The following is a 25,281-nucleotide window of genomic DNA, read 5'->3' on the forward strand; positions in this document are numbered from 1 at the left end:
CTAAAAAAAAATCAAATATTATGCATACCACACACAAATATGTCAAAACCAACAAATATTTTGTGGATATTTTGTCGTTATGAAAGGAACTTTCTTCTTGTTATTTATTTACAAAAGAAAATCGTCATGCTATAATTTGGTCAAACAAAGCGTCCCAACGCTATCATTCAAGAGAACAAGGAGGAAGTGTATCATGGCAAAAGTTTCAAAAGCGGAACTGCCTTTGATGGCTGAACAGATCGTCCAGTGCCTCGGCGGCAAAGACAACATCGCCCGCATCAACCATTGCGCCACTCGTCTGCGGGTTAATCCCGTAGACTCAAGCAAGGTGGACAAAGACGGCCTGAAAAAGATCAAGGGCGTGATCGGCATCGACGCCAGTACGGGGGAAATTCAGGTCATTGTCGGCGCCATCATCGAGGATCTCTACCTTGCCGTGGAGAAAATCACCGGCAACGGGGGCGGCAAAGTAGCCGATGTACCTTTCTACAAGAAAAAGCCCCAGGAGATGTTCAGCAGTTTCCTGCTGCTGATGGCGGGGTGCCTGAGCCCGGTTATCCCTGCGCTGATCGCCTCGGGCCTGCTGAGCACCGTTCTGACCATCATGACACTGGTGCTTAAGGTAGATGCCGCCACCAGCCCCACCTATGCCATCCTCTACAATCTGTCTCAGACCGTCTTTTACTTCCTTCCTGTGCTGGTCGCTTACACCTCCGCCAAAAAGTTCGGCACCGAGCCGGTGCTGGCGATGGTTCTGGCCTGTTTCCTGCTGTACCCGGATTGGGTTTCGGCTGCGGCAGAGGGCGGTTACACCAGCTACTTTGGTCTGCCCGTTCTGCGCACTACTTATAACGGCGCAGTGATCCAGATCATTCTCTCCATCTTTGTAATGGCCCAGCTCGACAAACTGCTCAAAAAAATCATTCCGGAAGCTGCCCGCCACTTCGTCAAACCTTTTGCGCTGCTGCTCATCATGTCGGTTGTTACCCTGACCGTCACGGGTCCTCTGGGCGGGTTGCTGACCAACTATATCTACGCTGGTGTCAGCGCCATCCGTGAAGTGGCACCCTGGGCCGGCGTCCCCGCCATTGTCCTGCTGAGCACCACCATCGGTCTGGTGGCCCCCGGCTTCCATCTGGCACTGATCCCCATTGCCACCGCCAGCCTGGCCTCGGTGGGGTATGACGACCTGATCAACATCTGGTTCTTCTGCTGCACCATCACCCCGGGCTTCATCGCTCTGGCAGTCGGCCTGCGCACCCGGAAAGGCACCCTCCGTCAAACCGCTTTTGCAGCCTGTCTGTCGGCTCTGCTGGGCGGTATCTCTGAGCCCACCACCTACGGCATCACCTATAAACTGGTGAAACCCTACTATGCCTACCTGATTACCGCCCTGTCCACCGCCGTTCTGGCCGGCCTGCTTCACCTGAAGTGCTACGCCTTTGGCGGGTATTCGCTGACCAACATTCTGCTTTACCTCGGCCCCGATCTGGATTACACCAACTTCCGCAATGCCCTGCTGTTGGTGGGTTATATGGCCGTCATGTCCTTTGTTACCGTCAACCTGATCGGCTTTGACGACTCCAGCTTTGACAACGAAGAAAAAGACCCGGCCTTCGCGCTGAACTGATGGAAGAAGGGACCCGACATGCGTTTTTACGACAAAGCCCTGGTGGATGCCATCCGGGCAAAACAATACACCAAAACCATTGATGGGGTGGAGATTCTGTTTAAACCGGTGCCGGACGCTCCTCCTGCACACTTGGACCCTCGCCTGCGGAACATCATCGAAAAAAAGAAGAGCATGTTCGCCGGCCGTGCCAAAAGCGGCTGGCGGCTCTCCAACGAGCGCTATCGCCCGGACAAAGTCACCTATGATTTAACCGAAACCGAGGTTGAATGTACCGAACAGCTGATTTCCATCCGTGGCGATCACATGATTGATCTCTATATCTACCGCACCCCCAATGCAAAACCCGGCCGGCCGATTCTGGTCTACCTCCACGGCGGCGGCTTTACCGCCGGCGACATCCACCTGTTTGGCTGCCAGATGAAGTACATTGCCGAGCAGTCCGGGGCTGTCGTTCTCTTTCCCGAATACCGCCTGGCCCCGGAATGTCCCTTTCCCGGGCCGATCGAGGATGCCTGGGGCACCGTCCAATGGGCATACGCCCACGCCGCAGAGCTGGGCGCCGATCCCTCCCGGCTGATGGTTGCCGGTGACAGCGCCGGCGGTTCGCTGACCAACGCCTGTGTTCTGCTGGACCAGAACGGGATCATCCGCAAGATCATGGACATCTACCCTTCCTGGGACAGCAGCGACTACCGTATCCAGACCGCCTACACCTGGTCTTATGATGCCTATGAGGTGGTGGAGGAAGACCGCGAACTGGCATACAGCCGGATCGACCGGATCAAAGGCAGCATCGACCATCCGGCCCATTCTCTGGGCAACCTCTATCTCCAGGGCAAAACCACCCCCGAAGATCCGCTGGTTTCCGCCATTTTCGCCAGTGACGAACAGCTTCGCCGGTTCCCCGAGACAGTCATCGTATCCGCTGAATACGACTACCTGCGATTGGGCAGCGATTACGCGGTCCGGCGCCTGACCCAGCTGGGCGTTCCCTGCCGCTCGATCCGCTACTGCGGCACCGACCATGGTTTCCTGGATATGATCGGCACCATCGTTCAATCGGAAGAGCTCTGTCTGACCATCGCCGACGAACTCAACGCCCTTTAACCTTTGCTTTGCGCCAGCCCTTGATTTTCCCTTTTGGGACAAGACCCCATGCAAATTGCATGGGGTCTTGTCCATGTAAAAGTCAAACAAAGCCCCCGCCGGGCGTTCCGTTCCGAACGCCCGGCGGGGGCTTTTCTCTTGGGATTTTGGCTTATTTCTGGGGAGCGGGGGCGGCGATCCGGCCGTAGCAATCGGGCCGACGATCCCGGAAGATCCCCCAGCTGAGCCGGTTTTCCTCCACGGCATCCAGGTCAAAGGTAGCGGTCAGCACCTGCTCGGTGTCCCGGCCGGCCTCGGCCACCAGGGCGCCGGTCTCGTCCGCGATGAAGGAGGAGCCATAGAACTGGAGGGCCGACTTCTGGCCGCCGTTGGCCTCGCAGGGCTCCACCGTCTCCAGGCCGATCCGGTTGGCGGCCGCCAGGGGCACCAGGTTGCTGCCCGCGTGGCCCTGCATGCACCGACGCCAGTGGGGCATGCTGTCGCAATCCAGGATGGGTTCGCTGCCGATGGCAGTGGGATAGAGCAGAATCTCCGCCCCCTCCAGGGCCATGCAGCGGGCCGTCTCGGGGAACCACTGGTCCCAGCAGATGCCCACGCCCACCCGGCCCCAGCGGGTATTCCAGACCTTGAATCCGGTGTCCCCCGGGGTGAAGTAGAATTTCTCCTGATAATAGTGGTCGTCAGGGATGTGGGTCTTGCGGTATATCCCCATCAGGGTGCCGTCGGCGTCGATCATAGCCACCGTATTAAAGAGCTGGGTCCCCGCCCGCTCGTAAAAGCTGACCGGCAGCACCACGTTCAATTCTTTGGCCACCGCCTGGAAGTGCTGCACCGCCGGGTTTTCGGCGGTGGGCAGGGCGTAGCGGTAATATTCATACCGGCGCTCCTGGCAGAAGTAGGGCCGCTCGAACAGCTCGGGCAGCAGGATGATGTTGGCCCCCTGGGCGGCGGCCTGCCGCACCAGGGCGTCGGCCTTGGCGATATTTTCCTCCACAGAGGAGGTGCAGCGCATCTGTACGGCGCCGATGGTTACCTTTCTCATGGTTCCTCCTTGGTCTTTGGGGGTTCAGCGCCCCGCCGGAATCTGCTGGGTGATGCAGTGGATGTTGCCCCCGCCCACGATGATGGGCCGGGCCGGGATGGGCCAGACCTTCCGCCCGGGGAAGAGCCGCCCCAAAAGCTCCACGGCCACGGCGTCGTTTTCGTCCCCGAACTGGGGCAGGATCACTCCGCCGTTGGAAATGTAGAAGTTCACATAGCTGGCCGCCAGACGCTCCCCAGCGGCCCGCTGATCCTCCCCTTCCTCAAAGACAAAGCCGTCCAGCTCCTGCTGGGTGATGCAGACCGGCTTTTTGGGGATGGGCAGTTTGTGGACGGTAAAAGGCCGGCCCTTGGCGTCGGTCTCCGTTTCCAGCACCCGGAAGCTGGCGTTGCTCAGCTCCCACTGGGGGTCGGTCTCGTCATCGGTCCAGGCCAGCACCACCTCGGCGGGGCCCACAAAGGCGCAGATATTGTCCACGTGCTCGTTGGTCTCGTCCCCCCAGATGCCCCTGGGCAGCCAGATGACCTTTTCGACACCAAGATACTGTTTCAGCTGGGCCTCGATTTCCTCTTTGGTCAGCTGGGGGTTCCGCCCGCCGCTCAACAGGCAGGCCTCGGTCACCAGCAGGGTGCCCTCGCCGTCCGAGTGGATGGAACCTCCCTCCAGCACAAAGTGCTGTGCGTCGTAGCAGTCCAGCCCCAGGGCCTCGCAGATGGCCCGGGCGGCGGCGTTGTCCTGCTCCCAGTGGGCGTACAGACCATCGAAGCTGCCGCCCCAGGCGTTGAACTGCCAGTCGATTCCCCGCACCTGGCCCGCCTCGTTCACCACGCAGGTGGGGCCCACATCCCGGGCCCAGGCGTCGTCGGTGGGGATGGACAGCACATGAATCTTTTCATCTTGGGCGAAAGCCGCCTGGGCCTGGGCCAGGTGCTCCGGCCCCGCCAGCATCCAGACTTCCTCGCTGTCGGCGATGGCCTGGGCCACCTGGATAAAGGCCCCCTGGGCCTCGGCCCCGCCATAAGGCCAGGAGCCCGGCCGCACCGGCCAGATCATCATACAGCCCCGGTGGGGCTCATACTCCGCCGGCATCCGGAACCCCTCTGCCGCCGGAATGGTGGAACGAATTTGCATGGTTTCCTCCTGCTGCGGCGCCCATCAGGGCTTGCAGCCGCAGTCGATCTCTGTTATAGTGTGGTTACGCCGTGTGTCCGGTGCAGACCTGGACGATGTGACGGAACATCTGCTCCACTGCCGGGGCCATGGCCGCCGGGCGGGGCACCGTGATCCCCACCACCCGGTATTCCGCCGGTTCGATGGGGTAGACCCGAATGTCCGCCGTGCACCGCTTGAGGGTCAGCTCGGGCAGGATCGAGATGCCGATCCCGGCCTCCACCATGGCGATGTTGGAGGTATCGTCGATGACATGGCAGCACCGCTGGGTGGCGATCTTATACTTCTTTAAGAACAGCCGCATATCCGCGTCGGTGGCGTCCCCCTGGACCACGAAATTCTGGTTCTGCATCATGGCGGGGGTCATGACGCCCCCCTCGGGGGCGGGCCAGTCCGCCGGAGTGAGGCAGAGCAGGGGCTCCCGCAAAAGCTCGGTAAGGACGAATTCCTCCTGGCAGCTGGAGGCCAGAAAGCCGATGTCCACCTGGCCGCTGCGCAGCCACTCTTTGACGTCATCGTAGGTGCCCTGATAGACCTCCACCTCGATCTGGGGGTACTGGGCCTTGAAGCTCTTGAGGATGTCAGGCAGCAGATAGGCGCAGACCGAGTTGAAGGTGCCCAGCTTGACCTTGCCTTTTTCTAGGCCATTGAGGCGGGCGATGCTCTGCTTGAGAGCCTCGTCGCTGTTCAGCACCGCCCGGATGGCCGGGTAGAGGGAAGCACCGTAGCTGGTCATGGTGACACCGCTTTTGCCCCGGTTAAAGAGGGCAAAGCCCAGCTCCTCCTCCATAACGGCAATAGCATGACTGATGGCGGAGGGGGTCAGATGGAGCTGCTGGGCCGCCTTGTTAAAGCTGCCCTGCCGCGCCACCGCATCAAAAATCTCATAGGAAAACAGCGTCATCTCGAACATTCCTCCCCTGGCCGGCCCCATACGGAGCCCCGGCGCGCGCTGTGAATATTTTTCATCTAATGTGTGAAAACCGTGAATCTTCTTGATTGAAGTGTACTATTCCATCCGCCCTTTGTCAAGCGCCAATCCGCCCAAAAAACAGATTGGCGGGGATGTTTTGACTATGAAAGGAGAATCCCATGACCCAGACCTCCCAAACCCGCCCCAAATTCCGACCCCTGACCGGCACTGCCCTCAAATGGCTGGCCTGCCTCTCCATGCTGGTGGACCACTTCGGCGCCTCCTGCCTGGAGGCGGGGCTGCTGCTGAATCCCACCCGCCTGGCCGCCTCGGGGCTTAACCCGGACCAGGTCTACGCCCTGGACCTTGCCCTCCGGATGTTCGGGCGGCTGGCGTTCCCCATCTACTGCTTTTTATTGGTGGAGGGCTTTCTCCACACCCACAGCGTCTACAATTACGGCAAGCGGCTGTTCTTCTTTGCCCTGATCAGCGAGATTCCCTTTGACTGGGCCTTTTACCGGACACCTTTCTACTGGGCCCACCAGAACGTCTACTGGACTCTCTTCCTCGGGGTGGCAGGGATGGAGTTCCTCCGCCGGTACGGGCCGGAGGGGCCCGCCCCCAGCCACTGGAAAGGTCTGGCCGGGGCGGCCTTCTGCCTGCTGGCGGCTGGTTTATTCCAGACCGACTACTCCATGACCGGCGTCACACTGATTCTCGTGCTCTACGCCATGCGCCAGTCCCGGCTGGCCCAGTGCGTTACCGGCGCCGCCATGATGGCTTATGAGCTCACCGGGCCCCTGGCCTTTGTGCCGGTCTGGTTCTACAACGGCCAGCGGGGACGCTGCCCAGCCTGGCTGAGCCGGGTGTTCTACCTCTTCTACCCCGTCCACATCCTAATTTTGGGCTGTGTAACCAATCTGCTGCTGGGCTGAGCCCCAGCCACCTTCCCTGCGGAATGTCCTGACGGACACGCCGCAGGGATTTTTGTTTTCCCCCTTGACACATCTGTTACAACTGTATATACTGTTCATATACAGTTAGGTCATGGAGGCGATGAAGTGACTATTTTGATCGACAACAAAAGCGGCGCGCCAATTTACGACCAGATCTACACCCAGATCAAAAACCAGATCATCAGCGGGGAGCTTTCGCAGGACGAGGCCCTGCCCTCCATCCGCAACCTGGCCAAAGATCTGCGGATCAGCGTCGTGACCACCAAACGTGCCTATGACGAGCTGGAACGGGAGGGGTTCATCTACACCCTGCCGGCCAAGGGCTGTTTTGTGGCCCCGAAAAATGTGGAGCTGCTGCGGGAAGAAACCTTAAAGAAGATCGAGGACCACATCCGGCAGATCGGGCAGTTGGCCGCAGCCTGCGGCCTGACCCGCCAGGAACTGCGGGAAATGATCGAGCTGAATCTGGAGGAAACGGTATGAATGCACTGGAGATTCGCAATCTGTCGAAATCTTACCCCGGCTTCCGGCTGGAAAACCTGAACCTCACCCTGCCCAGCGGCTGCATCCTGGGCCTGGTGGGGGAGAACGGCGCGGGCAAGAGCACCACCATCAAGCTGATTCTGGACATCATCCGCCGGGACGGGGGCAGCATCACAGTCCTGGGCCGGGACAACCGGGAGAACAGCCCCCTGCTCCGGCAGGAAATCGGGGTGGTGCTGGATGAACCGGGGCTGCCCAACTGCCTGAACCCCCTCCAGATCGGCAGAGTGATGGCCGGGATATTCACAAACTGGGACAGCGGCCTCTATGAGCAGTACCTCAAGCAGCTGGATCTGCCCCAGAACAAAGCCTTCGGCACCTTCTCCCGGGGGATGAAGATGAAGCTGAGCATTGCGGTGGCCCTGGCCCACCACCCCAAGCTGCTGATTCTGGACGAACCCACTTCGGGGCTGGACCCGGTGGTCCGGGACGAGGTGGTGGAGCTTTTCATCGAGTTCACCCGGGAGGAGAGCCACGCGGTGCTGATCTCCTCCCACATCGTCAGCGACCTGGAAAAGCTCTGCGATTACATCGCCTTCCTCCATAAAGGGCGGCTGATGCTCTGCGAGGAGAAGGACCTGCTGCTGGAGGAATACGGCCTGGTGCAGTGCAGCGCCCAGGCCCTGGCCGAGCTGGACCCCGACGCCATCAAGGGCCGGAAAACCACCCCCTACGGGGTGCAGGCCCTGGTGCGGCGGGAGGGCATCCCCGCCGGGATGCCCGTCAGCCCGGTGAGCATTGAGGAACTGTTTATCTTTATGGCAAAGGAGGCTGTCTAAACATGATGAAAGCATTGCTTTTAAAAGAATTTTATGTTGCTTCCAGAACCTGCCGTTCTTTTCTCCTGGTCATCGCAGTTTTCTTCGCCCTCTCCTTTTTCGGGCGGAACAGCCAATTCTTTTTCCTCTATCCGCTGACAATGGTCGGCATGATCCCCGTCACTCTGCTGAGCTACGATGAACGGGACGGCTGGGATAAATACAGCTTGACCCTGCCCTGCACCCGGGCCCAGCTGGTCAGTGCAAAGTACCTGATCGGGCTGATCTTTGGCGGGGTGGTCTTTCTTTTAGTGGAACTGCTCCTCCTCATCGGGCTGTCCATGGGCGGGAATTTCGACTTCCTCTCCATGAGCAGCGCGCTCCTCCTGATGGGGCTTTTGGGCCCCAGCATCCTGATGCCCTTTGTCTTTAAGTTCGGAAGCGAAAAGGGGCGAATAGCCTATTATTTTGTGCTCGCCCTCCTCTTCGCCGTCATTGCCTTCCTGATTGGGATGGGGTTCTATGAATATCTGAATGGGTTCTCCTGGCTGGTGATCGGGGCCGCGGTGCTGCTCTATCTGGGTTCCTGGCGGCTGTCCATCCTCTTTTATGAAAAACGGGAGCTGTAACGCCCCCGGCTACTGAAAGCTCAAAAAGGCTGCGGCTCACGTTCTGGCGTGGGCCGCAGCCTTTTCTGTTTGAATCTCTGGAAAAAATCGAAACCCCTGCGTAACTTGTGTTACACAGGGGTTTCGTTGGCGGAGTAAGAGAGATTTGAACTCTCGCGCCGGTTTCCCGACCTACGCCCTTAGCAGGGGCGCCTCTTCGGCCTCTTGAGTATTACTCCAGAGCAAAGTCCTTTTAGACTATTCAATAAAAATGGCGGAGAGAGTGGGATTCGAACCCACGGTGCGTTGCTGCACGGCAGTTTTCAAGACTGCTTCCTTAAACCACTCGGACATCTCTCCTCGTGGGCATTCCAGTGCGCCACCCCGGATGCCTAATTATAATACCAGTTCCAGCGCAGATTGTCAAGCCCATTTTGCACCATTTTGCAAAAGAAATCCAAAAGAGCGGCCCTATGCCAGGGCGGACGCCCATCTGATCAAGCGATCCGCAGAGGTTTTTCCGATTCAGCGGGCTGGGGCTCCGGGCTGCGCCGCGGGGCCCGGCGAGGCTGCCGGGGCTGCTCCCACTCCAGCACCTTGGCACAGGCCCACTGGATGCCGCAGACCGTCGAAAGCCCATACAGCCCCAGCGCTACAATGCCGATGGTTCCCTCTGCAAAGGCGCCTGCCGTCAACAACATAGTAAGCGCAATGGCCAGCACACAAAACTTCCAGAAGAACTGTTTCATCATCCCGTACCTCCTGCGACGCATTTTACAACCACGTGAACAACCGTTCGTTGTTCTGCATTTCTATAATACCCCCAGCTCTCGGGATTGTCAAGAGGATTTTTACAACTTAATTTCGATTTCCTCACAACTTGCTCTTTACACGAACACTTTTTAGTTGTATAATAAATTCAAAGGCAACCCAAGTTTACAGTAAAGGGGCGTTTGGATATGTCGTTTTCGGAGCTTTTGAAGCAGTGCCGCAAAAAGCAGGGGATGAGCCAGGCTGATCTGGCCTCCCATCTGGGGGTCACGCAGCAGGCCGTCGGCAAATGGGAGAGCGGGAAATCCTCCCCCGATCCCGCTACGGTGGCCCGGATCGCTGCTCTGCTGGGCACCACCGCAGATTATCTGCTGGGGCTGTACCGCCCCATGGCTCACCTCTCGGAGACGGAGGGGCGGTTCTTCGGCGGGTATGCCGAAAGCCTGATCCCGGTGATCGGGGTCGTAAAAGCGGGCTATGGCGCCCTGGCCTTTGAGGAGGACTACGGGCAGGAGTATGCCCGGGTCAAAGATCCGGCCAACTATTTCTATCTGGTGGTCCGGGGGGACAGTATGGAGCCCCGCATCCAGGACGGCGACCTGGCTTTGGTCCACCGGCAGGACACTCTGGAAAACGGCGATCTTGGGGTTTTGATCTACGGCGACGAGGGCGAGGGCACCCTCAAACGATATATCCAGCGGGGCAACTGCGTGGTTCTCCAGCCCTTCAACCCCAATTACAGCGAGCTGGTTATCAAGGGCGACGACCTGAACCGGCTGCATATCGCGGGCCGTGTGGTGGAGACCAAGGCCAAATGGTAACCCCTTTTCGACTCGTTTTGCAAAAAGCTTTACATTTTACGCCCTTTAAAAGAAAGGCCAAGTATGCTATACTAACCTAAGAGCGGTCTTTTGGGCCGACGGTTTGGCCCGCTGCGCCACAGCGCCGGGCCCTTTTGTGATCCGCCTCCCGACGGAGGCCCAGAAAAGGAGTATCAGAACTTTTATGATTCGTATTACCATGGAAGACGGCGGCGTGATCGAGATCGAGCTGAACGAAGAAGCCGCCCCCATCACCTGCGAGAACTTTAAAAAGCTGGTCGGCCAGGGCTTTTATGACGGGCTGACCTTCCACCGGGTGATCCCCGGCTTCATGATCCAGGGCGGCTGCCCCCTGGGCAACGGCACCGGCGGCCCGGGCTGGAACATCAAGGGCGAGTTCGCCTCCAACGGTGTCGCGAACCCCATCAAGCACACCCGCGGCGTTATCAGCATGGCCCGCGCCATGAATCCCAACAGCGCCGGCAGCCAGTTCTTCATCATGCACCAGGATGCCCCCCACCTGGACGGCCAGTACGCCGCCTTCGGCAAGGTTGTCTCGGGCATGGATGTGGTGGATAAGATCGCCTCGGTCAAGACCGACTGGAACGACAAGCCCACCACCCCCGTTCGGATGAAGACTGTGGAGATCATCGAGGGCTGAGCCCCCGCAGCATCCCCTGAAAAAGTCAAAAAAGGACCCCGATCGAATGGTCGGGGTCCTTTTTTGTTTTGTTTTTTAGTCCATCAGTGCTTTTCCCGCCGGGACAGCCAGCGGCGCACGGCCCAGTAGAGCCCGAAATCCGCCGCCAAAAGCAGTCCAAAAGCCGCAGTACGGACCACCAATCCCACCCACCAGGGGGCGGACTGAATGGCGTAAAAGCCGGGGTCTGCCTGATAATCCCACCAGAGATAGAGGCAGCTGCCCAGCCATCCGCCCACCGTGCCCAGCACCATGGTCTGAAAGACATTTTTCGCCAAATCCAGGTTGGTCATCGGTTTGCGCATCGTCTCAATCCTCCTGCTGGGCCTCGGCGCTCTCGTCCACTGTATCCAGCTCCACAGCGGTGGCCTCCACATCGGCGGGGGCCACGTCGGGTGCGATGATGCCGTCGCCGTTCAGGTCTCGGCCGGCCAGGGCCTCCAGCTGGGACTGGGTTTCGGGGTGGAGCTTATTGAACCGGCGCACCGCCAGGGCGGTATACAGCCCGCCCAGCAGGTTGATGGCGCCCTCCACCACTAGAATCACGCCGATGGCCATGACCAGCAGCTCCATGGTAGCAAAGGGGTTCAGAATCATAACCACGCCCAGTACCACGCTGAGCAGGGCCAGCGCCAGAAAGACCTTCCAGTTGGAGTAGCCGCACCGGCGCAGCTCCAGGGCGTTCTGGACCCGGCCCAGGCTGTCAAAGAGGACAAACAGGCCAAACACCACCGGCAGGATCCGGACCACGATATCGCTGCGAATCAGCAGAAAAACACCCAGACCCAGGCAAACCAGGCCGAAAATCAGGGTGAGCTGGCTCTGGAACAGCCCCCGCTCCGCCGTAAAGTACCGCACCAGCTGGACCGCCGCACAGGCCAGCACCACACCGCCCAGCGCATAGCAGACGATGTTCAGCGCCATTCCGGGCCCCAGCAGCAGGAAGATGCCCAGCCCAATATAGAGCAGGCTCATCAAAATCAGATTCCATTTGAGATTTTTCATAACAGACACTTCCTTTTGTTTGTCCGAGTCCAGCCGGCCGCGGGAGACTGCCCGATTCTCAGGCGGTCTTGCCGTACATGGGCGCGATGACTTTCTTGTTGGTGTAAATCATAAACAGGGTGCTCAGAGTCAAGCTGGCCAGCTCCGCAATCAGGAAAGCCCACCAGACGTTGATCACTTCGCCGGTCTTGCTCAGCAGCCAGGTCGCCGGCAGCAGAACCACCAGCTGACGGGCCACCGAGATGTACAGACTGAACAAACCGTTGCCCAGAGCCTGGAACACCGAGCTGAGGATGACATCGATGCCCGCCAGCAGGAAGTGGAAGGAGATGATCCGCAGCGCCGGCACACCGATGGCCAGCATGGTCTCGCTGGCCGCAAAAATGGCCAGGACCTTGTCGGGCAGCAGCTGGAAGATGGCAAAGCCGATCAGCATAATGCACTCGGCGTAGAAGATGGCAGCCTTGATGGTCTTTTTGACCCGGTCGGGCTTACGGGCGCCATAGTTGTAGCTGATGATGGGCACCATGCCGTTGTTCAGGCCGAAGATGGGCATAAACACAAAGCTCTGGAGCTTGAAGTAGACGCCAAAGACGGCCACTGCCGTGGCAGAGAAGGCCATCAGGATCTGGTTCATCAGGAAGGTCATGATGCTGCCCACGCACTGCATGGCAATGCTGGGGATGCCGACGGCGTAGATCCGCTTGATGGCCCGCAGCTCGGGACGGAAGCCCCGCATGGAAACCTGAATGTCATGGTTCTTGTACTGGTTGAGGTACAGGCCCACGCCCGCGCCGCAGAACTGGCCGATGACGGTGGCCACCGCCGCGCCGGTGGTACCGGAGAGGGCCTCGCCGCAATAGCCGAAGATGAAGATGGGGTCCAGCACAATATTGACCACGGCGCCCACCAGCTGGCTGATCATGCTGTACTGGGTGCGGCCGGTGGAGGCCAGCAGCTTTTCCATCATGGTAGAGATAAACAGGCCCTGGCTGAAGATGCAGCAGACGGCCAGATAGCTCACGCCCTGCTCAATGATAGCCGCATCCTGGGTCTGGGCCTCAAAATAAGGCCGCATGCAGGTAAAGCCGATGACCATAAACACCAGGCAGCTGCAAATCGACAGGAAGATGCCGTTCTCCGCGGTCCGGTTGGCCAGATCCTGATTTTTCTCACCCAGGCACTTGGACAGCAGGGCATTGACGCCCACGCCGGTGCCCACGCCCACCGCAATCATGACGTTCTGGAGCGAGAAAGCCAGCGAGACGGCCGTCAGGGCGTTCTCGCTCACGTGGGAGACGAAGATGGAGTCCACCACGTTGTACAGGGCCTGCACCAGCATGGAGATCATCATCGGGACGCTGAGTTTGATCAGCAGCGGGTTGATGTCCATGGTACCCATAATGTTCTCCTGGGGCTGCTGCCCCAGGGCCTTTTGGTTCTCGTTTGCTTGCACGAAAATTCTCCTTTTACACTCTGTGAATCTATCTGCGCACGGCCAAAACCAGGGGGTTTTGGCCGTATGCCTAAAACATGGGCAGAGCGCAAACGCACCCCACCCATGTAAGCATCGCTTTTTTGACGCCGCAGGGTCGAAAATCAGCCCTCAGCCTTTTCCTTAGCCGCCACAGCCGCCAGGATCATCTCCACGCAGGCCTCCTTGCCCAACTCGGCATTGATGGCCAGATCGTAGTTGTGCGCGTCGCCCCAGCGGTTCTGGGTGTAGTAGTTGTAGTAGGCCGAGCGCTGGCGGTCGGTCTTGTCGATTTCCTCCCGGATGCCCTTCTCGGTGGTCGCCTGGACAAGGGGATTGGTCTTGGCGTACTCACGGCGCCACTCCACCGGCGCATAGATGAAGACCCGCAGAACGTCCTTGCGCTCCCGCAGGACATAGTCGCCGCAGCGGCCCAGGATCACACAGGGGCCCTTTTCGGCCAGGTCCTTAATGATCCGGCTCTGGAGAATGAACACCTGGTCGCTCAGAGGCAGGTCGTTGCCCACGGTGTACAGGTTATACAGCAGGCTGTGGGTGTGCTTTTTCTCGCTGGCAGCAATGGCCTCCTCCGACAGGCCGGAGTGTTTGGCCGCCATGGTGATGAGCTCCTTGTCGTAGAGCTTGATGCCCAGCGCCTTGGCCACATCTTCTGCGATGTAGCGCCCGCCGGTACAATACTCTCGGCCCACAGTAATGATCGTCTTTGCCATAATCCATATCCTCCTATAATCTGAGCTATATGATGGCAGAAGCCCTGCCCGCCCCGTCCGGGGCAGGATCAGACTCCTGTTTCATCGGCAGAAGCTTGGGGTGTGCGGCGGGGCAGCTGAATCTCCGCCACCCGCATTTTGCCGGTCTGGTCCACCGCGTAGACGCTGCACCGGCCGCCGACCTCCAGCTGGTCCGGCGGGAAGAGTATCCCGCCCTCCGGGGTCCGCTCCATCCGGCGGAAAGTCCGGTGGGCGGTGGTGGCGTGAGCCACCCCATCGTGGAGCGCGTAGGCGATCCAGCCGGCGAAAGTCTCCGGCAGAGGGGTCCGCTGGCCGTGCCGGACAAAATAACAGGTGCGCCGGTCCTCGGCCATTTCCAGCTCGCACCGGGTGCGCCAGGGCCGCTGGGCCGCTGCGTCCCGGGGTTTGCGGTGGAGCACCAGGGCCCGCCCGGTGAAATACCGCTGAAAATCGGTCAGGGCCATGGTCCGGGCCACCGCGCCGTCGTTGGGGGCAGTGGGATCGTTGAGCAGAACGTAATCGGCCATCACTGCGTCGTCGTGGCCAAAGCCCCGCAGCCCCATCCAGATCCCCACCGGCTCCCGCTGGTTGGGCAGGCGGTTTTCCACCTGGACCGCCACCGCACAGTTGTCCCGGATCTGGGCCCGCAGATCCCGCAGATCCATCCAGGCCTGCCAGCAGGGATAGCCGCAGCTGCCCGCCGCGGCGGCCGCATAAGCGGTGTTCCGGCCGCTGAGGGTGTCACCGTCCTGCATGGTGTAGGCCAGCTCCTCGGGCAGGATATCCTCCCCCCAGCGGTTCATCAGCCCCGCCAGCACCAGGGCCAAATCCATCTCCCGGCCGAAACTGGGGTCGTGGCTGGCCAGGCAGTATTCCGGCAGATAGAGTTTGCGGTTGATGGGCCGGCCGACCTGTTTGTCCCAGGCCAGGGGCCGCACCGCCGCCGCCAGCAGCTGCACCGCCGGAGTGGCTTTTTCGTCGTTGGTGGAGAGGTTCACCTGGAGCTGAACTCCCACTGCGCCGCCGGGCACCGCCACGGTGACGGTGTCTCCCAGCAGGAAAATCATTCCGTCCTCGCTCTGGGAGCGGACGCTGCACCGGGGATAGTCGGGGGCCCATTTGCCAAAACTCATCCAGCTGCTCCACTCGCCCCCGGCATAGACCCGGCAGCGCACCTCCAACAGAGTGTTGGCCGGGGCCTGGGCGTTCCAGCTGACGTTCAGGTTGCAGAAAGCCGGCATGGCAAACTCCGGGGTCGTATAGCTGCCATAGGGCAGATACCGCCCCGCTGAGCTGTCCAGCACCAGGCAGCCGCCCTCCAGTGCAATATTATCCAGCGCCCCGCGGGAAAAAGTCTCGGTGCCCTGGAGAACCAGGTTGTTTTTTTGTTCCATCCGCAATGATTCCTCCGCTTTGCCCCGCGGGGATCTGCCCTTTGGGAAGGATATCCCCCTCCCCATCCACGGCCCCGCCCGCTGCCGGCCTAGTTCCGGGCCGGTTTTTCTGCCAGAAACGGCCAAAAAGGCGGGGGCAAAGTTGTATATTTTATAGATACTCATCTTAAATATACCCGTGTTGGGCCAATTTTTCAAGGGCAGGCCCCCCGATTTTGTAAAAAAAGTGTTATCTTCACCCTTTTCCGACGTTTTGTTCTCCCCTTTTTTCACAAACTATGTTACAATAAGGTTACAACACATCCGAGGATTCGGCTGGAGGATTTTGACATGAATCTGCTTCGCACCTTGGCATTTTACATCTACCTGTTCGGCTATATGCTCACCCATTACGGCGTCTTGCGCCGGGCCGAACGTGCCCGGGCCGCCGGCGACGATGCCACGGCCGACGAGATTGTACGGCACTTTATCCCCATCTGGTGCAACACTCTGTTCCGGATCGGAGGGATCCGGGTTCTGGTGGAAGGGCGGGAGAATATCCCCGCCGGCGCCCCCTGCGTTTTCGTTGGCAACCACCGCAGCTGTTTTGATATCCCCCTGATGCTCACCAGCCTGGACGCCCCCCACGGCCTTTTGTCCAAAGATGAACTGCGGAACATCCCCCTGCTGAGCCGGTGGATGAACCTTTTGGGCTGTGTCTATGTGGAGCGGGAGGATCTGCGGGCCTCGGTCCGGGCCCTCAACCAGGCAGCCGCCGCCGTCAAATCGGGGCGCAGCTTCATCATCTTCCCCGAGGGCACCCGCTATAAGGGCGAGGAAGGCGGCATCGGGGAGTTTAAGTTCGGGGCATTCCAGATCGCCTTCAAAAACGGGGCCCCGGTGGTTCCGGTGGCCATCTCCGGATCCCGGGGGCGGTACGAGGAGCACCACCACCTGGTTACCCCCGGCACCGTCCGGGTGAAGATCCTGCCCCCCATCCAGACCGCCGGCACCCCCAAGGATCAGCGGAAAGACCTGCCCGAAGCGGTCCGGCAGCAGATCCTGGCCCACCTGGATTAAGATGACCCGCTATCGCTGCAAGGCCCGGCCCCATCCCCGCCCGGCCCGGCCCGCGCCTTCCGCTGAACCGCCCCGGCCCGCACCCCCGGCGCCGGAACTGGAGAACCCCTACGGGCGGTATTACACCCGCCCCCGCACCCTCCAAGACCTGAAACGCAGATAACCGGCCCCGCCTTTCGGCGGGGCTTTTTTCGTCCCGGCAGGCGTATTTTTTCTCTTTTTTCCGGGGTCAATTCTGAAATTTTATCCATTTAAAACCCCGGGGCCTTTGGTTGTCTCCACCGGGCGGTTATGTTATACTAATGGAGATTATCAAAACCAAAAGGATGTGATCTCCCATGGACGCACTGGAACAAGCCCGGCAGGAAATCGACGCCGTGGACAAACAGCTGGCCGCCCTGTTTGAGCGGCGGATGGCCGCCGTGCTGGCCGTGGCTCAGTATAAAAAAGAGCATGATCTGCCCATTCACGACCCCGCCCGGGAAGCCAAAGTCCTGGAAAAGGCCGCCGCCCAGATCCAGAACCCGGATTTGCGCCCCTATTACCTGGACCATGTGCGGAACCGGATGGAGCTGGCCAAGCAATACGAGGCCTGGGCCCTGGGCCGAGGCCGGGCAGCTTATCAGGGGGTGGAGGGGGCTTTCGCCCACATCGCCCTCAAGGCCCTCTACCCCCACGCCGAGGCGGTCAGCTACCCCACCTGGGACGAGGTGTTCGAGGCCGTTTCCCGGGGGGACGCCGCCTGCGGGGTGGTACCCTTTGAGAACAGCCACGCCGGAGACGTCTCGGCGGTGCTGGATCTGTGCTACAATCACCCCGAGCTCTGGGTGGTGAACGTCTACGACCTGCCGGTCCGCCAGAACCTGCTGGCCCTGCCGGGGGTGCAGCTGGGGGAATTGCGGAGCGTCTACAGCCACCAGCAGGCCATCTCCCAGAGCGAGACCTTTTTGAAGCGGCTTCATCTGCCGGCCACCGCCATGCCCAACACCGCCCTGGCCGCCAAGTTCGTGGCGGAATCGGGGGACCGGACCAAGGCCGCCATCGCCAGCCGGGAGACCGCCCAGCTCTATGGGCTGGAGGTGCTGGTGCCCGACATCAACACCGATGGGGACAACACCACCCGGTTCATCGTCCTCAGCCGGGAAAAGCCCACCGCGGGCAACCGGTTCTCCCTCTTGTTCACGGTGGACAACAAACCCGGCAAGCTGGCCGAGGTGATCCAGATAATCGGCGCATCGGGCTTTAACATGGAGTCGATCAAGAGCCGGCCCATGCCCCACATGCCTTTTGAATATTATTTTTACGTCGAGCTGGTGGGCGACCCCGCCCGGGCCGAAACCGAGGCCCTGCTGCGGGAGCTGGACCGCACCTGCCGGACGGTACGGATGTTAGGAGTGTATACAAAATGAGCGAAGGATTTCTCGGCACAAAACTGACCATGAACCTGGGCGAGCGGAGCTACGACATCATCCTCCGGCGGGGGGCGCTCCAGAATCTCTACCAGTTCGCCAATCTGGGCCGCCGGGTGGCCGTGGTCACCGACAGCGGCGTGCCCGCCCTCTACGCCCAGCAGGTGGCCGACCAGTGCAAGGACGCGGTGATTATCACCGTCCCCCAGGGAGAGGCCAGCAAGAGCCTGAAAACCCTCCAGTCGGTGCTGGAACAGATGCTGGCCTTCGGCCTGGGCCGGGGGGATCTGGTGGTCGCCGTGGGCGGCGGCGTGGTGGGGGACCTGGCGGGCTTTGCCGCCGCCGTCTACATGCGGGGGATTGATTTCATCAACTGCCCCACCACCACCCTCTCCATGATCGACTCCTCCATCGGCGGCAAGACCGCCGTGGATCTGGGGGACACCAAGAACATTGTGGGCGCCTTCTGGCAGCCCAAGCTGGTGATCGTGGACCCCGAGACCCTGGCCACCCTGCCCCGCCGCCACTTTGTGAACGGCCTGGCCGAGGCCATCAAGGCCGGTCTGCTGGCCGACCCCGAACTCTTCGCCATCTTTGAAAAAGGGGACGTGGACGCCGAGATCGACACCATCATCTACCGCTGCCTGCGGTTTAAGAAAAAGATCGTGGAGCAGGACGAGACTGAGCACGGCGTTCGGAAGGCCCTGAACTTCGGCCACACCATCGGCCATGGCATCGAGGCCGTCAAGGGGATCAAGGGCCGCCGGACCAACGGCCTTTACCACGGCGAGTGCGTGGCCCTGGGAATGCTGCCCATGATCCAGAGCAATGCCCTGCGCAAGCGGGTGCGGGCCATTTACCGGAACCTTGGGCTTCCCATCCGCACCAGCTACGACAAAGAGAAAGTCCTGGCCGAGATGCTCCACGACAAAAAGGCCCAGGGCGGCCAGATCACCGTCATCCGGGTCCCGGCTCTGGGCTGCTGGCAGGCCGACACCCTGCCCATCGAGGCCCTCCGAACCCTGCTGGGGATGGAGGAGGCCGACGCATGAAAAACACCTTCGGGTCAAACCTCTGCCTGACCATCTTCGGCGAGAGCCACGGCCGGGCCGTGGGGGCCGTATTGGACGGGATGGCCGCCGGCTGCCCGGTGGACGAGGCATTCCTGGCCCGGTGCATGGACGCCCGCCGGGCCCGGGGAGACGGCCTTTCCACCGCCCGGGTGGAGGCCGACGCCATCCAGATCCTCTCGGGCGTGCGGGAGGGCCGGACCACCGGCACCCCCATCACCCTGATGATTGAAAACCAAAATACCCGCAGCGGGGACTACGCCCGCACCGCGGCCCTGCTCCGGCCGGGCCACGCGGATTACACCGCCTATGCCAAATACCACGGCTTTCAGGATGCCCGGGGCGGCGGCCACTTCTCGGGCCGGATCACCGCCGGGCTGGTGGCCGGGGGGGGCATTGTGCTGGCCGCTCTGGAACAGGCCGGGATTCAGATTTCCACCCACATCCGCCGCTGCGCCGGGGTGGAGGATATCCCCTTTGCCCAGGACGATCCCGCCGCCCTGGCCGCCCAGCTGGCGCAGCTGAAACAGAAAACCGAGGGCTTCGCCCTTTTGGACGGCGCCGCCGAGGAGCCCATGAAGGCCGCCATCCGGGCCGCGGGCAGCGAGGGGGACAGCGTGGGCGGTATTCTCGAAACCGCCATCCTGGGCCTGCCCGCCGGGGTGGGAGAGCCCTTCTTCGACAGCGTGGAGAGCGTTTTGGCCCACATGGCTTTCTCGATTCCCGCCGTCAAGGGGATTGAGTTCGGGGCCGGGTTCGGCTTTGCCGATCTGCGGGGCAGCCAGGCCAACGACCCTTTCCGGGTGGACGAGGTCGGGCGGATTACCACCGCCACCAACCAGAATGCCGGAATCAACGGCGGCATTACCAACGGGATGCCGGTACTCTTCCGCACCGTGGTGAAACCCACCCCCAGCATTTATAAAGAACAGCAGACGGTGGACTACCCCGCCCGGGAGAACGCCACCCTCTCCATCCACGGGCGGCACGATCCCTGTATCGTGCCCCGGGCCGCTATCGTCCAGAGCTGCGCCGCGGCTCTGGCCATCGGGGACTTTCTCTGCGCCCGGTACGGCGAGGGGTGGATGACCCTCCCCCACACCTTTTTTCAGGAGGAAGGCTGAATGGAATACGGTCTGATCGGCTCCCGTCTGGGACATTCCTACTCCAAAATCATCCATGAGATGCTCTGCGGCTACCAGTATGAGCTCCGCCCGCTGCCCACCGAGGCCGAGGCCCGGGCATTCCTGGAAGAGCGTTCTTTTAAGGCCATCAATGTAACCCTGCCCTATAAGCGGCTGGTGATGGAATACTGTACCGAGATCGACCCCCGGGCCGCCGCCATCGGAGCGGTAAATACTGTCGTCAACGAAAATGGCCGTTTATATGGGTATAATACCGATTACATGGGCTTCAACTATCTCTGCCGGGCCCACGGGGTGGACTTCGGCGGCAAAACTGTCCTGATTCTGGGCACCGGCGGCACCCACAACACCACCGCCGCCGTGGCCCGGGACCGGGGCGCGGCCCGGATTCTCACCGTCAGCCGCACCCCCGACCCCGCAAAAGGGGAGCTCTCCTACGAGGAAGCCAAGACCAGCGGGGCCCAGATCGTCATCAACACCACCCCCGCCGGGATGTACCCCAATGTGGGGGTCTGCAACCTGGACGTGGCCGCCCTGCCCGGCCTGGAAGCGGTACTGGACGTGGTCTATAACCCCCACCGCACCGAACTTTTGCTTCGGGCGGAGGAAGCCGGGGTGCCCATTGTGGCGGGGGGCCTCGAAATGCTGGTGGCCCAGGCAGTCTATGCGGCAGAATACTTCCTCCATAAGCCCTTTGCCGATGCAGAAGAGGAGATTGCCCGGGTGGCCGCCGCCCTCCGCCGCCAGCTTTTGAATGTGGTGCTGATCGGGATGCCCGGCTGCGGCAAAACCACCGTGGGCCGGGCCCTGGCCAAAGCACTGGGCCGGGATTTCGTGGATCTGGACGCCGAAATCGTCCGGTCTGCGGGCTGCTCCATCCCCGAGATCTTTACCGCCGAGGGGGAGGAGGGCTTCCGCGCCCGGGAGACCCAGCAGGCCCAGAACTTCGGCAAAGAGAAAGGGCTCTTGATCTCCTGCGGGGGCGGCATCGTCAAAAAGCCGGAGAACATCCGGGCCCTGCGCCAAAACGGGGTGATCCTCTGGCTGGACCGGCCGGTGGAGGCCCTGACCGTGGGCCACGGGCGGCCCCTCTCCACCAGCGCCGAGGCGGTGCGCCAGATGGAGACCCAGCGCCGCCCCCTCTATGCGGCGGCGGCCGACGCCGTTGTCCCCAACCATACTACCATCGAGGCCGCCGTCACAGCGGCTTTGGAGGCTCTGAATGAAATTCTTGATTCTTAACGGACCCAACCTGAACCAGCTGCGCTACTCGGAACCGGGCTGCGCGGGGGAGATGGACTACGAAATGCTGGTGGAATATGTCCAGTCCTGCTGCGGCCGGATGGGCATTGAGACCGACTTTTTCCAGTCCAACCACGAGGGCGATTTGATCGACGAGATCCAGTCGGTCCGGGGCCGGGCGGACGGCATCGTCCTGAACCCGGCGGGCTACGCCCACACCAGCGTGGCCATCCTGGACGCCCTGCGGGGCTGCGGCGTGCCGGTGGTGGAGGTGCTGCTGGAAGCCCCCAGCGAGAAAGAGCCCTTCCGCCAGACGGACATCGTCTCCTTTGGCTGTCAGGGTCATTTCATCGGGGAGGGGCCCATCGGCTATCTGCACGCCTGCGCCTATCTGGCCCAGCTGCTGCGGATGGACGGCACCCCCCACGCCCACATCACCATGTGAGGCGGTCAACATTGTTTTTTCGCATTATTGCGGAGGGAAATAGAAAATAAGGGAAAGGATCTGATGCAGTTATGATTATCTCTACCAAAAAAGGCACCCCGAAAGAAGAACTGGAAAAAATCATCCACCGCTTTGAATCTCAGGGCCTGTCGGTGACCCTGATCACCGGCACCGACTACAACGTCTTCGGCCTGGTGGGCGACACCACCAAGCTGGACGAGCAGGACATCCTCTCCAACCCCTGGGTGGACAACGTCACCCGGGTTTCGGCCCCCTATAAGCGGGCCAACCGGCTGTTCCACCCCGCCGACTCCATCATCGACTGCGGCGGCATCAAGATCGGCGGCAAGGAAAAAATCGCCGTCATGGCGGGCCCCTGCAGCATTGAGTGCGAGGAACAGGCCATGCGGATCGCCGCCGGGGTCAAGGCCGGGGGCGCAACCCTCTTCCGGGGCGGCGCCTACAAGCCCCGCACCTCCCCCTACGCCTTCCAGGGCCTGGAGACCGAGGGCATTCTGGCCATGGTGAAAGCCCGGGAGGCCACCGGCCTGCCCATCGTCTCCGAGCTGATGAGCGAGGACAAGATCCCCGAGTTCGAGGAATACGTGGACGTAGTCCAGATCGGCGCCCGGAATATGCAGAACTTCCAGCTGCTGAAGGCGGTGGGCAAGATGCACAAGCCGGTTCTGCTCAAGCGGGGCCTGTGCAACACCATCGAAGAGTGGATCATGAGCGCCGAGTACATTATGGCGGGCGGCAACGAGAACGTCATCTTCTGCGAGCGGGGCATCCGCACCTTTGAGAAGTACACCCGGAACACCCTGGACCTGTCGGCCATTCCCATCATCCACGAGCGGACCCACCTGCCCGTGGTGGTGGACCCCAGCCACGCCACCGGCAAGGCCAATCTGGTCGAGCCCATGATGATCGCCGCCGTGGCCGCCGGCGCCGACGGCCTGGAGGTGGAGGTCCACTACGACCCCCGCCACGCCTGGAGCGACGGCGCCCAGTGCCTGACCCCCGACGCCTTCGCACAGGCCATGGCCAAGTGCCGCCAGGTGGCCTGGGCCATCGGCCGGGACATGTAACCGGGGGCGCGCCATGATCGCCCAGATCCGCGCCCCGGGGCCCATCGGGGGCCGCCTCTCCGCCCCGCCCAGCAAGAGCATGGCCCACCGGGCGGTCCTCTGCGCGGCATTGGCGGAGGGGGAATCCCGGATCGAACACCTTGAATTCAGCCAGGACATCTCCGCCACCTTAGGGGCGGCAGCCCAGCTGGGGGCTCAGGTAAAAACCGGCCCCGACTGGGCCCTCATCCGGGGCGTCGGGGAGCCGCATCTCCCTTCTGGCCCGATGGACTGCTGCGAGAGCGGCAGTACCCTGCGGTTTTTGATCCCCCTGGCCAGTCTCACCGGCGGGCCGGTGACCTTTACCGGCCGGGGGCGGCTGATGGAGCGGCCCCAGAACGTCTACGCCGAATTGTTCGCCGCCCAGGAGCTGGAATTCCGCCAGGGCCCCGAGGGGCTGACGGTGGGCGGGCCCCTCTGGCCCGGGCGTTACCCGGTGCGGGGGGATGTCTCCAGCCAGTTCATCAGCGGGCTGCTCTTCGCCCTGCCCCTTTTAAAGCGGGAGAGCACCCTCTGCCTGATTCCGCCGGTGGAGAGCCGCAGTTACATCGAGATGACCCGGGCCGCCCAGGCGGCTTTCGGGGTGGTGAGCCACTGGCAGGACGAAAACACCCTGCTCATCCCCGGCGGGCAGGTCTACCGCCCCCGGGCCTACACCGTGGAGGGGGATTACAGCCAGGCCGCCTTTCTGGCGGTGCTGGGGGCCCTCTGCGGCGGGGTGACCCTCACCGGCCTGGCGGCGGACACCTTGCAGGGGGACGCCGTCATCCTGGAGATTCTGCGCCGGTGCGGCGCAGTCTTCTCCCGGGATGAAACCGGCCTCCACTTTGAAAAGAGCGAACTCCACGGCACTGAGATCGACCTGGCCGACTGCCCCGACCTGGGGCCGATCCTGATGGCCCTGGGCCTGTTCTCTGAAGGGCGGACGGTGATCCGAAACGCCGGGCGGCTCCGGCTGAAAGAGTCGGACCGGATCGAGGCCATGGAGACCGAGCTGCGGGCCTGCGGGGGCCGGGTTTCCAGCCAGGGGGGCACCATCACCCTGGAAAAAAGCCCCCTCCACCCGCCCGCCGGGCCCCTCTCTGGCCACAACGACCACCGGGTGGTGATGAGCCTGACCGTGCTGGGATTGGCGGCAGGGCTGCCCCTTTCCATCGCGGGGGCCGAGGCCATCCAGAAAAGCTGGCCCAGCTTTTTCGACGCCATCCGTCAGCTGGGCGGGGAGGTAACAGAAGTTGTTGGATAAATCGAAGCGTTATCTGATCGTGGGCCTGGGGCTTCTGGGGGGCAAATACGCCCTGGAGCTGACCCGGGCGGGCTATCACGTGGACGGCATCAACCGCAGCCAGGGCCACCTGCAATACGCCCTGGACCACGGCTACATCCAGAGCGGCAAGACCCAGGATTTCGAGGACCTGGTGGCGGGGGCCGACCACATCATCTTCGGCCTTTACCCCACCACCCTGATCCAGTGGTTTGAAACCTATGGCCACCTCTTGAAACCGGGCTGCATCTTCACCGACGTGTCGGGAGTCAAAACGGGGCTGGTGGACCAGATTCAGACCCTCTGCCCGCCGGGGGTGGAGTTCATCGCCAGCCACCCCATGGCCGGGCGGGAGACTTCCAGCGTGGAGCACGCGGCGGAGGTCAACTTTGCCCCCGCCAACTTCATCATCACCCCCACCGAGAAAAACACCCCCGAAGGGATCGCCTGGGTCACCGAGCTGGCCCAGGTGCTGGGCTTTGAGCACATCTGCACCCTGAGCGTCCAGGAGCACGACCGGATGATCGGATATGTGAGCCAGCTCTGCCACGCCATCGCCGTCAGTCTGATGTGCGCCAACGACAACACCTCTCTGTGCGAGTACACGGGGGACTCTTTCCGAGATCTGACCCGGATCGCCCGGATCAACGAGACCATGTGGTCCGAGCTGTTCCTCTGGAACAAAGAGAACCTCATCGCCGAGATCGACCAGTTCGACGAGGCCCTCCACCAGCTGCGGAGCGCTCTGGAGGCAGGGGATCGGGAGGGGCTGGAAGAGATGTTCCGTCTTTCCACCCAGCGGCGGGCCGCCTTCGACAAAAAGGACCGCTGAGCCCTATACATCAAAAGAAAAAACGCCTTTCCGGTTTTGCC

General features: G+C 61.5%; 27 protein-coding genes and 2 tRNA genes. 18 read left to right on the top strand and 11 right to left on the bottom strand.

Features of this window, described 5'->3' with window-relative positions; all coding sequences use genetic code 11:
• Positions 1-193 precede the first annotated feature (193 nt).
• Positions 194-1,630: a PTS transporter subunit EIIC gene (locus JCM17207_RS07160; RefSeq protein WP_238316927.1), complete on the top strand. Its 1,437-nt coding sequence runs from the start codon at positions 194-196 to the stop codon at positions 1,628-1,630.
• Between the two features lie 18 nt (positions 1,631-1,648).
• On the top strand, positions 1,649-2,740 hold the full coding sequence (locus JCM17207_RS07165) for an alpha/beta hydrolase (protein WP_238316928.1): 1,092 nt from the start codon (positions 1,649-1,651) through the stop codon (positions 2,738-2,740).
• A gap of 151 nt (positions 2,741-2,891) precedes the next feature.
• On the opposite strand, the gene aguB is transcribed toward JCM17207_RS07165, so the two are convergent.
• The 3 genes from aguB to JCM17207_RS07180 all read right to left on the bottom strand — a co-directional run bounded on the left by aguB (position 2,892) and on the right by JCM17207_RS07180 (position 5,856).
• Positions 2,892-3,782 carry an N-carbamoylputrescine amidase gene (gene aguB, locus JCM17207_RS07170; protein WP_238316929.1) on the bottom strand — a complete coding sequence of 297 codons (891 nt, stop codon included), beginning with the start codon at positions 3,780-3,782 and terminating at the stop codon, positions 2,892-2,894.
• Between the two features lie 24 nt (positions 3,783-3,806).
• Positions 3,807-4,913, bottom strand: a complete 1,107-nt coding sequence (gene aguA / locus JCM17207_RS07175) for an agmatine deiminase (protein WP_238316930.1) — start codon at positions 4,911-4,913, stop codon at positions 3,807-3,809.
• A gap of 64 nt (positions 4,914-4,977) precedes the next feature.
• On the bottom strand, positions 4,978-5,856 hold the full coding sequence (locus JCM17207_RS07180) for a LysR family transcriptional regulator (RefSeq protein WP_238316931.1): 879 nt from the start codon (positions 5,854-5,856) through the stop codon (positions 4,978-4,980).
• Positions 5,857-6,044: 188 nt separating this feature from the next.
• Here JCM17207_RS07180 and JCM17207_RS07185 point away from each other — a divergent pair, with 188 nt between their 5' ends.
• The 4 genes from JCM17207_RS07185 to JCM17207_RS07200 all read left to right on the top strand — a co-directional run bounded on the left by JCM17207_RS07185 (position 6,045) and on the right by JCM17207_RS07200 (position 8,751).
• On the top strand, positions 6,045-6,800 hold the full coding sequence (locus JCM17207_RS07185) for a TraX family protein (RefSeq protein WP_238316932.1): 756 nt from the start codon (positions 6,045-6,047) through the stop codon (positions 6,798-6,800).
• A gap of 126 nt (positions 6,801-6,926) precedes the next feature.
• Positions 6,927-7,304, top strand: a complete 378-nt coding sequence (locus JCM17207_RS07190; RefSeq protein ID WP_238316933.1) for a GntR family transcriptional regulator — start codon at positions 6,927-6,929, stop codon at positions 7,302-7,304.
• On the top strand, positions 7,301-8,143 hold the full coding sequence (locus JCM17207_RS07195; RefSeq protein WP_238316934.1) for an ABC transporter ATP-binding protein: 843 nt from the start codon (positions 7,301-7,303) through the stop codon (positions 8,141-8,143). The genes JCM17207_RS07190 and JCM17207_RS07195 overlap by 4 nt, the downstream gene beginning before the upstream one ends.
• A gap of 2 nt (positions 8,144-8,145) precedes the next feature.
• Entirely contained in the window at positions 8,146-8,751 is a 606-nt protein-coding gene (locus JCM17207_RS07200) for an ABC-2 transporter permease (RefSeq protein ID WP_238316935.1), read from the top strand.
• 127 nt (positions 8,752-8,878) lie between these two features.
• On the opposite strand, the gene JCM17207_RS07205 is transcribed toward JCM17207_RS07200, so the two are convergent.
• The 3 genes from JCM17207_RS07205 to JCM17207_RS07215 all read right to left on the bottom strand — a co-directional run bounded on the left by JCM17207_RS07205 (position 8,879) and on the right by JCM17207_RS07215 (position 9,482).
• A tRNA-Ser gene (locus tag JCM17207_RS07205) sits at positions 8,879-8,969 on the bottom strand.
• A gap of 33 nt (positions 8,970-9,002) precedes the next feature.
• Positions 9,003-9,090 (bottom strand) — tRNA-Ser (locus JCM17207_RS07210).
• 137 nt (positions 9,091-9,227) lie between these two features.
• Positions 9,228-9,482 carry a hypothetical protein gene (locus JCM17207_RS07215; protein WP_238316936.1) on the bottom strand — a complete coding sequence of 85 codons (255 nt, stop codon included), beginning with the start codon at positions 9,480-9,482 and terminating at the stop codon, positions 9,228-9,230.
• A gap of 207 nt (positions 9,483-9,689) precedes the next feature.
• Here JCM17207_RS07215 and JCM17207_RS07220 point away from each other — a divergent pair, with 207 nt between their 5' ends.
• A complete protein-coding gene (locus tag JCM17207_RS07220) occupies positions 9,690-10,322 on the top strand; it encodes a LexA family protein (protein ID WP_238316937.1) in 633 nt (210 codons plus the stop codon).
• 184 nt (positions 10,323-10,506) lie between these two features.
• Positions 10,507-10,983, top strand: a complete 477-nt coding sequence (locus JCM17207_RS07225; protein ID WP_238316938.1) for a peptidylprolyl isomerase — start codon at positions 10,507-10,509, stop codon at positions 10,981-10,983.
• An 83-nt stretch (positions 10,984-11,066) separates the two neighbouring features.
• Here JCM17207_RS07225 and JCM17207_RS07230 read toward each other — a convergent pair whose 3' ends face one another.
• From JCM17207_RS07230 to JCM17207_RS07250, 5 genes are all read right to left on the bottom strand, one after another.
• Positions 11,067-11,327 carry a hypothetical protein gene (locus JCM17207_RS07230; protein WP_238316939.1) on the bottom strand — a complete coding sequence of 87 codons (261 nt, stop codon included), beginning with the start codon at positions 11,325-11,327 and terminating at the stop codon, positions 11,067-11,069.
• Positions 11,328-11,331: 4 nt separating this feature from the next.
• Positions 11,332-12,027 carry an HdeD family acid-resistance protein gene (locus tag JCM17207_RS07235; RefSeq protein ID WP_238316940.1) on the bottom strand — a complete coding sequence of 232 codons (696 nt, stop codon included), beginning with the start codon at positions 12,025-12,027 and terminating at the stop codon, positions 11,332-11,334.
• A gap of 58 nt (positions 12,028-12,085) precedes the next feature.
• Positions 12,086-13,429, bottom strand: coding sequence for an MATE family efflux transporter (locus JCM17207_RS07240; RefSeq protein ID WP_238316962.1), 1,344 nt, complete (start codon positions 13,427-13,429; stop codon positions 12,086-12,088).
• Between the two features lie 197 nt (positions 13,430-13,626).
• Positions 13,627-14,232 (bottom strand): cytidylate kinase-like family protein, encoded by a 606-nt coding sequence (locus tag JCM17207_RS07245; protein WP_238316941.1) that lies wholly within the window; start codon positions 14,230-14,232, stop codon positions 13,627-13,629.
• Between the two features lie 68 nt (positions 14,233-14,300).
• A complete protein-coding gene (locus JCM17207_RS07250) occupies positions 14,301-15,647 on the bottom strand; it encodes a cysteine peptidase family C39 domain-containing protein (protein WP_238316942.1) in 1,347 nt (448 codons plus the stop codon).
• 330 nt (positions 15,648-15,977) lie between these two features.
• Here JCM17207_RS07250 and JCM17207_RS07255 point away from each other — a divergent pair, with 330 nt between their 5' ends.
• The 10 genes from JCM17207_RS07255 to JCM17207_RS07300 all read left to right on the top strand — a co-directional run bounded on the left by JCM17207_RS07255 (position 15,978) and on the right by JCM17207_RS07300 (position 25,240).
• Positions 15,978-16,706: a lysophospholipid acyltransferase family protein gene (locus JCM17207_RS07255; RefSeq protein WP_238316943.1), complete on the top strand. Its 729-nt coding sequence runs from the start codon at positions 15,978-15,980 to the stop codon at positions 16,704-16,706.
• A gap of 1 nt (position 16,707) precedes the next feature.
• Positions 16,708-16,869: a hypothetical protein gene (locus JCM17207_RS07260; RefSeq protein WP_238316944.1), complete on the top strand. Its 162-nt coding sequence runs from the start codon at positions 16,708-16,710 to the stop codon at positions 16,867-16,869.
• 175 nt (positions 16,870-17,044) lie between these two features.
• A complete protein-coding gene (locus JCM17207_RS07265; protein WP_238316945.1) occupies positions 17,045-18,115 on the top strand; it encodes a bifunctional chorismate mutase/prephenate dehydratase in 1,071 nt (356 codons plus the stop codon).
• A complete protein-coding gene (aroB, locus tag JCM17207_RS07270) occupies positions 18,112-19,167 on the top strand; it encodes a 3-dehydroquinate synthase (RefSeq protein ID WP_238316946.1) in 1,056 nt (351 codons plus the stop codon). Before JCM17207_RS07265 ends, aroB begins: the two co-directional genes overlap by 4 nt.
• Positions 19,164-20,309, top strand: a complete 1,146-nt coding sequence (aroC, locus tag JCM17207_RS07275) for a chorismate synthase (RefSeq protein WP_238316947.1) — start codon at positions 19,164-19,166, stop codon at positions 20,307-20,309. The genes aroB and aroC overlap by 4 nt, the downstream gene beginning before the upstream one ends.
• A complete protein-coding gene (locus JCM17207_RS07280) occupies positions 20,310-21,572 on the top strand; it encodes a shikimate kinase (protein ID WP_238316948.1) in 1,263 nt (420 codons plus the stop codon).
• Positions 21,553-22,017 carry a type II 3-dehydroquinate dehydratase gene (locus JCM17207_RS07285; RefSeq protein ID WP_238316949.1) on the top strand — a complete coding sequence of 155 codons (465 nt, stop codon included), beginning with the start codon at positions 21,553-21,555 and terminating at the stop codon, positions 22,015-22,017. Before JCM17207_RS07280 ends, JCM17207_RS07285 begins: the two co-directional genes overlap by 20 nt.
• 71 nt (positions 22,018-22,088) lie before the next feature.
• A complete protein-coding gene (gene aroF, locus JCM17207_RS07290) occupies positions 22,089-23,105 on the top strand; it encodes a 3-deoxy-7-phosphoheptulonate synthase (protein ID WP_238316950.1) in 1,017 nt (338 codons plus the stop codon).
• A gap of 13 nt (positions 23,106-23,118) precedes the next feature.
• Positions 23,119-24,390: a 3-phosphoshikimate 1-carboxyvinyltransferase gene (gene aroA / locus JCM17207_RS07295; RefSeq protein WP_238316951.1), complete on the top strand. Its 1,272-nt coding sequence runs from the start codon at positions 23,119-23,121 to the stop codon at positions 24,388-24,390.
• The gene (locus tag JCM17207_RS07300) at positions 24,380-25,240 is read left to right on the top strand and encodes a prephenate dehydrogenase (protein WP_238316952.1); all 861 of its coding nucleotides are present in this window, start codon (positions 24,380-24,382) and stop codon (positions 25,238-25,240) included. Before aroA ends, JCM17207_RS07300 begins: the two co-directional genes overlap by 11 nt.
• Positions 25,241-25,281: the final 41 nt, after the last annotated feature.

The organism is Faecalibacterium gallinarum (assembly GCF_022180365.1).
In the GTDB taxonomy this organism is placed as follows: Bacteria; Bacillota; Clostridia; order Oscillospirales; family Ruminococcaceae; genus Faecalibacterium; species Faecalibacterium gallinarum.